Genomic DNA, 8266 nt, shown 5'->3' on the forward strand with positions numbered 1-8266 from the left:
GGCCAGCGGCGCATATGGGTTGGCCGCTGAAATCTGGTCCTGCACCACATCACGGGCAATGGTTTCCCGAAGCAGTTCCGGGATGGCGGCCAGTGGAAACTTCTTGAGTGAACGCATGGCATATTCAGTGCCGGTACTGTCTTCCAGACGAAGTGAATGTGTTTGTTTACCACCACCGCGTTGCAGAATCTTTAATCCTCCTTTGGCAGTTTTCAGATCTAACACCGGGAAGTTCAAAGGTGTTGCCCATACCTTCCGGTAATTTTCTCCCAATAAAAATTTATGAAAGCGCCCTACTTTATTATACTGCGAATCAGCCGGCATAGTAATAAATGGAGGCAACTGTTCCGGTGCAGCATAGGTCATAGCCTGCTGCGGAATGTCCTGCAGGCGGAAAAGATTATCGCTGAAAACTGGTGTGCGCCCACTGTCTGCAAAATAATACTGTACCCGTACGGTGCCATCCGTCATTAATTCAACGGTGCTAAAGCCGTTGGCCGTAGAGGCAAACGATGACTTCGCCCCTTTCTTAACCCGGTTATGCTTGGCGCCACTGCCACTTACCACATAGTTATTTTGTTTATCCTTGATGAGCTGCAGGGTATGGTCATGACCAGATACAAATACTACCGGGCCATGCGGCTTCAATGCTTCCTCTACCCCTTTGACCATTTCCTTGTATTTGGGATTGGGAATATCTTCCGGCGTACCAAAAACACCCCGTGCAATGGGATAGATAGAACCTATTACCGGTAAAGGCACATACAGTGCGGGGTTCAGGTCTGTTAACGGGAAAATGTGTTGTTTGATCGTATAATATCCGCCATGAATACCATAGCTACGGAACGGATGATGCGTTGCAAAAACGATCAGCTTATTACGGTTCAGCGCAACTATTTCCGATAGTTTAGTAAGTACTTCGTCCTTGTCTTTACAATCGCAGGAAGACTCCAGTCCTGGCTTTTGATAAGGGAACACCCACCATTCGCTGTCCATAATGATGAGGGTGACTTTATCTGAGATCTTCACTTCTATGGGGCCCGGACATCCTTCTTTAGGCTCAAACGTTACGTTATCCAGGTGTTGGGAATCTACATATTGTTGCTGGTTGCGAATAATATCCCATCCATCGGGCTTACTTTTATCCCAGTCGTGGTTGCCGGGAATGATGTAGCCCTGTGCTTTGGTTCCCCGCAGCAGGTTGATCTGGTAGTCGAGAATTTCTTTGGCAACGGGAAACTTATTACTGCCGGAATCGGGTAACCCTTTCGGATATACGTTATCGCCCAGGAACAGGATGGTATTCCTGCTGTCCTGCAGGTCGAATGTTTTACGTACGGCATCTACTACTGCGTTTTGTCCGTTGCTGTGCAGCTCTCCTGCATCGCCGATGAGAATAATCCGTTTTGCCACATCGGGGGTTTGGGCATATCCGATACAGTAACCGAAAGCAAATAAGGCTATAAAGATGATGGCTGATCTGATCATTTTGACTTGTAAGTAAATTTAAGAATACTGGCGGTACCGTCATAGCCGCCTTCATTTGAAATAAACATATCCCCGTTGGGGGCAAAAGCAATTCCTTCCGGTTGTAAAAATAAACGATGTTTCAGGTTATAGGCCTCCTGTACATGGCCCTGCAGATTGGCTATTACCAACAGGCCATTAACAGATGCCACGATATACAGTCTTTTTTCAATAGGGTGAATAGCGGCGGCAGAAGGCTTGAAAAAACGCATATCTGTGCCAGCCAGCCTGGCTATTTCCTTGGTATCGAAACGGTAAATAGCAGTAGTATCAAATGTTTTAGAGGCCAGGTCAAAGCGATAGGCGCTGGTAAAACCCACCTTTTTATCGTCTTCACAGTTCTTACAGATCATGATAATACTGTTTTTGGCGCTGTCGTAGTAGGTGGTTTCAAATTCCTTTTTTCCTTTAATGGGCAATTTGTAATGATCGCTGTAAACACTATCGGAAAACAGGCCATGCAACTGGAACAGTGACCCGTTACTTTTGAGTACAAACCAACCACTATCGGTATGACAGATATCTTCGTAATCGCCGTCTTTAGCAAATTTATAATAATGATAGGGCTTTGTAGCCGCTATGTCGACCTCATAAACTCTTCCTTCTTCATCATTAATAGCCATTATTTTATGTTCATCCGGAAACAGTTCTATCCCTGATATTTCCTGCACGGATTCCCGCAAGCGGTAACGTACCGGCTCTTTTAGATTATAGCCGGCCGGAGAGCCATATACTTTTTGTTCCCTGTCGCCGAAACCATTGCATGACAGTAAAAAGAGAAGAAAAATTAACCCAATCCGGATATCCATAGTGCAACTTTATAGCATAAATTTAACTCAAAAATGCAGTAACTTAGGTTACAATTGCGATTTGTATACGTGAATTGGTGAACATACCGTTATATGTACAATTAAAAGCAAGAATTGTACAACATATTTCGCCGTTTCTTATCTTAATTTTCGTCTTCCTTATGCAAAACAATGTTATCATAGATGCAGCCCGGGATTATGTACTAGCCCAGTACCAACAGCACCCGCGCCCTAACCTGGTATATCACAATCTTGTTCACACCCAACAGGTGGTACAGGCTGCCGCGCAAATCGCGGCCCATTACCGTTTGCAGGATGATGAACTATTGGCAGTTTATGTAGCTGCCTGGTTCCACGATGCTGGTTATCTAACGGGAGAGGGAAAAGTACATGAAGAAAACGGGGCCAAAGAAGCCATCCAATTTTTACAGCAACAACAAGTACCAGAAAATGTTCAGACCATGGTACAGGGAGCTATTATGGCTACTAAAATGCCACAGTCGCCACATACCCTGGTAGAACAAATTGTTTGTGATGCGGACCTGTCTCACCTGGGGTCAAAAGAATTTGCAGACCGTAACAAATTGCTGCGGCATGAACTGGAGCTTACTTACGAACATGAAATACCCGCCATTAAGTGGCTCACAAATAATGTCGCCTTTCTAACCGCCCATCATTACTGGACAGATTACGCACAAACGCTGTTCAAGCAACAGAAAGACGATAACCTGGCGAAGCTGCAAAAGAAACTGGAAAAAAAATCGGCCGAAGCGGCGGAGGAAGCCGGCGTTGTTCCGGGAGCCAAAGATGCACCCAAAACCGCCAGCGAAAAGATTAAAAAAGATAAGACCAAGAAACCTGACCGGGGCGTAGAAACCATGTTCCGCACCACTTCTACCAATCATATCCGGCTCAGTTCCATGGCCGACAGCAAAGCGCATATCATGATTTCGGTGAACTCTATTATCATTTCAGTGATATTGAGTGTGCTCATACGCAGACTGGAAGACTATCCCAATATGGTGATTCCTTCTCTCATATTTCTTACCACCGCCGTACTAACCGTTATATTTTCAGTGTTGGCTACCCGGCCCAATGTGACCAGTGGCGTGTTTACCAAAGTTGATATTGAGAAGAAAGATGCCAACTTGTTGTTCTTTGGCAACTTTTTTAAGATGCAACTGGAAGAATACCAGTGGGGTATGAAACAGATGATGAATGATTCTGACTTTCTATACAGCAGCATGACCAGGGATATTTATTTCCTGGGTGTAGTACTGGGACATAAGTACAAGCTGCTGCGCATTTCTTATAATATTTTCATGTTTGGTCTTATTATTTCTGTACTCGCATTTTTGATTGCAGCAATTTTCTTCCCGGTAAAAGCATAATGATTCATGGGTGTTCCTTTATATAACCGCGATCTCAGCTGGTTATCCTTTAATTACCGGGTATTACAAATGGCGGCAGACCAACAGGTACCACTATACGAACGAATTCGGTTTCTGTCTATTTTTTCCTCCAACCTCGATGAGTTTTTTCGGGTGAGAATGCCGGCGGTATTAGCGATCAACAAAGTATTGGAAAATGATCCGGCGGCAGGCGAAAACGAGTCTATCAGCAGTAGCACACTCACCGAAGTGTTGCAGGAAATCAACCGGCAACAACAGGAATATGGACAAATCTTTACCGGCAGTGTGCTGCCGGCATTGTTATCTCACGGTATACAACTGTATTATAATCAGCCATTGCTGGAAGCCCACCATACCTTTAGCAAAAACTATTTCCTGACCACTATACTGGCTTATCTGCAACCAGTATGGCTCACGGGTAAATCAAAAAAATTATTCCTGGAAAATAATGCGCTTTACCTCGCCGTAACGCTGATTCCTAAAAACAATGATGCCGTACAGGAATATGTGATTGTGAATATACCCGCTGCTCTGCCGCGTTTCCTGCAGTTACCTGCGCTGGAAGGTATTCACTACATTGCTTTCCTCGATGATATTATCCGCACACATCTGGGATATCTTTTTCCCGACTATACCATTGCCGGCTGCCACAGCGTGAAACTCACACGTAATGCCGACATGGACATGGATGAGATCAAAGGAGATATCCTGGAAGAAGTAGAAACGTTGATCCGTAAACGTGAGTTGGGCGTACCTACCCGTTTTCTTTATGACGCCTCGATTCCCTTACCGCTCCTGCATTTCCTCGCACAACAGTTTGATGTACAGGAAGATGAAATGGTAATGGGCGGACGCTATCATAACCTGAAAGACCTGGCCGGTTTGCCGGAGCCTCCTGGGTTGGTACATGCCGATTATCCGAAAGTAATTCCTGCAGAAAACAAAACCATAGTGGCTACCGATCGTTTGCTCGACCTGGTATTGCAACAGGACCTCCTGATTCACCTTCCTTATCAGCGTTATGATTATGTGCTGCGCTTTTTCAGCGAAGCGGCCACAGATCCGGATGTAGCAGAAATTTATGTTACCCTGTACCGGATTGCATCCGGCTCTCAGATAGCGCAGGCGCTGATCAGCGCCGCCAAAAACGGTAAAAAAGTGACCGTATTTGTAGAGCTGAAAGCCCGTTTCGATGAAGCCAATAATATACGCTGGGCAAAGAAAATGAAAGATGCCGGCGTAAAACTGATCTATAGCATTCCTGGCATGAAAGTGCATGCCAAAACCGCACTGGTTAAGCGTAATCGTGGTTACCAATGGGATTACTGCGGGTTAATTGCCACCGGTAATTTTAATGAAAGCACTGCACGTTTTTATACTGATCATGTGTTGTTTACTGCCCATACAGGTATTACCCGGGAGATGGAATTGCTGTTCCTCTACCTCCAAAGCAGGGAACAACCAGTGACCTACAACTTCCTGCATTTCGAACATTTGCTGGTAGCCCAGTTTAATATGACCACCCGATTTGCCGGCCTGATAGATCGGGAAATACAGCACGCAAAAGAAGGTAAGCCTGCCCGTATTATCATCAAAATAAATAACCTGCAGGAAAGAGGCATGATAGCCAAACTGTATGAAGCCAGTGAAGCAGGCGTACAGGTAGACCTTATTGTGCGCAGCATCAACTGCCTGGTACCAAACATTCCGGAAAGTCAGCATATCCGCATCATCCGCATTGTAGACCGCTACCTGGAGCATGCCCGCGTATTCATCTTCCATAATAATAACCAGGAGGAAGTATATATGGGCTCCGCAGACTGGATGAACCGTAACCTCCACCGCCGCATAGAAGTATGCGTGCCGGTATATGTGCCGGCCCTGCAGCAACAGCTGAAAGATATTGTGCACCTGCAACTACAGGACCCACACAATGCCCAGCAAGCCATACAGTCGTATGTGCAAAATATAGTGTAAATTAGATATCCTTATTTAATCGATTTTTATGAAGAAATATGTTTGGACGTTGTTATTGAGTATTGCCTTTGCGATTCCTGCCACACAGGCGCAAACACATGACCTGGAACACATTTATAATCCTGCCGCCGACGCAAAAGCCGACATCGCCGCTGCCGAAAAACAAGCTGCTAAAGAAAATAAACATGTGCTGCTGCAAATAGGTGGTAACTGGTGTATCTGGTGTAAAAGACTGTATAAATTCATCGAAGACGATGCAGAGCTGAAAGCCACCATGAACGATAACTACGTTGTATATCACCTGAACTACAGTAAAGAAAATAAAAATCTGCCTATCCTGAAAGAGCTGGGATTTCCACAGCGCTTTGGTTTCCCGGTACTGGTAATACTGGATGCAAAAGGCAACCGGTTACATACGCAGAATTCCGGATTACTGGAATCAGCAGATACTTATGACAAGAAGAAAGTGCAGGAGTTCCTGAAACAATGGTCACCAGCAGCGTTGCTGCCCTCCCATTACATCAACGAATAACATGGTCATGGATAACGGCATTACCACTTTTAATACGGATGCTGTGCAATCTTTTCAAAAGTTTGCACAGCATCCGTTTAAGTTTTCGGCCTACCTGTTCTGGAAACTTCCGGCAGCATGGCTTTCCGGCGTACGGCTGCAATCACTGGAAACAGACACCTGTGTTACTTCCGTACCTTTTCGCTGGTTATCGCAGAACCCTTTTAAATCTACCTATTTCGCCTGTCTGGCGATGGCGGCAGAACTCAGCACCGGTCTCCCGGCAATGATGTATGTACGCAGCGCTCCACGGCGTGTATCCATGCTCGTTACCGGCATGGAATCTACTTTCGTAAAAAAGGCTACCGGCCTCACGTTATTTACCTGTTCAGAACTCCCCCTGTTAAGAGCTGCCATTGAAAAAGCACTGAACAATGATGCAGCGGAAACCGTTACGCTCCATAGTGAAGGCAGAGATAAAGACGGCATATTAATTGCCTCTTTCGCGATCACCTGGTCGTTTAAAAGTAAATCGTAAAACGGCGAACCCGGTTCGCCTAAAAACACAGATATGAAGATTGCATTTCACGGCGCCGCGCGCACCGTTACCGGATCAAAACACCTGATCACACTCAAAAATGGTAAAAAGGTTTTATTGGATTGCGGTATGTTCCAGGGCATGGGACATGAAACCGATGGTATGAACAGGGATTTCGGATTTGATCCGCAGGAGGTGACTTACATGGTATTATCGCATGCACATATCGACCACTCCGGCCTCATTCCCCGACTGGTAAAAATGGGCTATGGTGGCCACATCTTCTGTACACCCGCTACCCGCGATATGACAGAAATTCTGCTGATGGATTCTGCCGAAATACAACAGTCAGATGCAAAATATACCAATAAAAAAATGGCACAGGAAGGTCTTCCCTACGTACAACCACTGTACAGCGTGGAAGATGCCAAGATTGCTATTAATTCACTAAAGCCGATGGGTTATAATACCTGGGCCCATATAGATCCGGATATTCAGCTCATGTTTACCGATGCCGGTCACATTGTAGGCGCCGCCTCCGTGCATCTGCGGATTACGGAAAATGGTAAAACAGAACAAATCTCCTTCAGCGGTGATATAGGCCGTTATAATGACGCCATCCTGAAATCACCGGCTACCTTCCCGCAGGCAGATTATATCCTGATAGAATCTACCTACGGCAGCACACTGCACGCTGATGCTGCACCAGCAGATGATGAGTTGTTACGCTATATCCGGAAAACCTGCATCGAAAAAAGAGGTAAGCTCATTATCCCTGCTTTCAGCGTAGGCCGTACCCAGGAACTGCTGTATGCCCTCAACAACGCACAACTGAAAGGTACCCTGCCTAAAGTGGAGATCTTTGTAGACAGCCCCCTCTCTACAGAAGCTACCGCTGTTACCAAGGCACATCCGGAAGTGTTCAACAAAGAAGTATCCAACCTGCTGAAAAGAGACGATGACCCATTCGACTTCCCTGGCCTGCGTTACATCAAATCAGTAGATGAATCCAAAGCGCTGAACTTCCGCAAGGAACCCTGTGTGATCATCTCTGCATCCGGTATGGCAGAAGCAGGGCGCGTAAAACATCATATCGCTAATAACATCGACGAACCACAGAATACTATTCTCATTGTAGGTTACTGTGAACCACAATCATTGGGTGGACGCCTGATGCGCGGCGCCAAAGAAGTATCTATTTATGGTACCCGTTTCCAGGTAAATGCGGAAGTAGGCGTAATCCGCTCTATGAGTGCGCATGGCGACTATGAAGACTTAAGTCAGTGGCTTGCCTGTCAGCATCCTAAAGAGGTAAAAAAATTATTCCTGGTACATGGAGAATATGATGTGCAGCAAATTTTCAGAAACTGGTTGCTGAAAAAAGGCTTCCTGGATATTGAAATTCCTGAGCGACATTCTGAGCTGGGACTGAGTTAAGCGATTTTTTGTCTTTGTTCAGGATTATACTGATTTAGATGATTTTCAAGATTTT

7 protein-coding genes are annotated in these 8266 nt (G+C 45.6%); 5 read left to right on the forward strand and 2 right to left on the reverse strand.

Going from position 1 to position 8266, the window contains the following annotated elements; genetic code table 11:
* The coding region (locus VIP81_RS26095; protein ID WP_331968153.1) for a metallophosphoesterase at positions 1–1488 on the reverse strand (1488 nt) is incomplete at its 3' end.
* Positions 1485–2336: a hypothetical protein gene (locus VIP81_RS26100; protein WP_331968154.1), complete on the reverse strand. Its 852-nt coding sequence runs from the start codon at positions 2334–2336 to the stop codon at positions 1485–1487. The genes VIP81_RS26095 and VIP81_RS26100, both read right to left, overlap by 4 nt.
* A 161-nt stretch (positions 2337–2497) precedes the next feature.
* Here VIP81_RS26100 and VIP81_RS26105 point away from each other — a divergent pair, with 161 nt between their 5' ends.
* From VIP81_RS26105 to VIP81_RS26125, 5 genes are read left to right on the forward strand one after another with little or no spacing between them, the layout of a single operon-like run.
* Positions 2498–3727 (forward strand): Pycsar system effector family protein, encoded by a 1230-nt coding sequence (locus VIP81_RS26105; RefSeq protein ID WP_331968156.1) that lies wholly within the window; start codon positions 2498–2500, stop codon positions 3725–3727.
* Positions 3728–3733: 6 nt separating this feature from the next.
* Complete coding sequence (gene ppk1, locus VIP81_RS26110) at positions 3734–5725, forward strand: polyphosphate kinase 1 (RefSeq protein ID WP_331968158.1); 1992 nt, start codon at positions 3734–3736, stop codon at positions 5723–5725.
* Between the two features lie 28 nt (positions 5726–5753).
* On the forward strand, positions 5754–6257 hold the full coding sequence (locus VIP81_RS26115; protein WP_331968160.1) for a thioredoxin family protein: 504 nt from the start codon (positions 5754–5756) through the stop codon (positions 6255–6257).
* Positions 6258–6264: 7 nt separating this feature from the next.
* On the forward strand, positions 6265–6774 hold the full coding sequence (locus VIP81_RS26120; protein ID WP_331968162.1) for a DUF4442 domain-containing protein: 510 nt from the start codon (positions 6265–6267) through the stop codon (positions 6772–6774).
* A gap of 33 nt (positions 6775–6807) precedes the next feature.
* A complete protein-coding gene (locus VIP81_RS26125) occupies positions 6808–8211 on the forward strand; it encodes an MBL fold metallo-hydrolase (protein WP_331968164.1) in 1404 nt (467 codons plus the stop codon).
* Positions 8212–8266 lie beyond the last annotated feature (55 nt).

The sequence above is a fragment of the Chitinophaga sp. genome, assembly GCF_036566945.1.
Taxonomy (GTDB): domain Bacteria; phylum Bacteroidota; class Bacteroidia; order Chitinophagales; family Chitinophagaceae; genus Chitinophaga.

Bases quoted from the DNA above. Each gene is read 5' to 3' on its own strand.
- VIP81_RS26100 (WP_331968154.1), bottom strand. From the start codon at position 2,336: ATGGATATCCGGATTGGGTTAATTTTTCTTCTCTTTTTACTGTCATGC.
- VIP81_RS26105 (WP_331968156.1), top strand. From the start codon at position 2,498: ATGCAAAACAATGTTATCATAGATGCAGCCCGGGATTATGTACTAGCC.
- ppk1 (WP_331968158.1), top strand. From the start codon at position 3,734: ATGGGTGTTCCTTTATATAACCGCGATCTCAGCTGGTTATCCTTTAAT.
- VIP81_RS26115 (WP_331968160.1), top strand. From the start codon at position 5,754: ATGAAGAAATATGTTTGGACGTTGTTATTGAGTATTGCCTTTGCGATT.
- VIP81_RS26120 (WP_331968162.1), top strand. From the start codon at position 6,265: ATGGATAACGGCATTACCACTTTTAATACGGATGCTGTGCAATCTTTT.
- VIP81_RS26125 (WP_331968164.1), top strand. From the start codon at position 6,808: ATGAAGATTGCATTTCACGGCGCCGCGCGCACCGTTACCGGATCAAAA.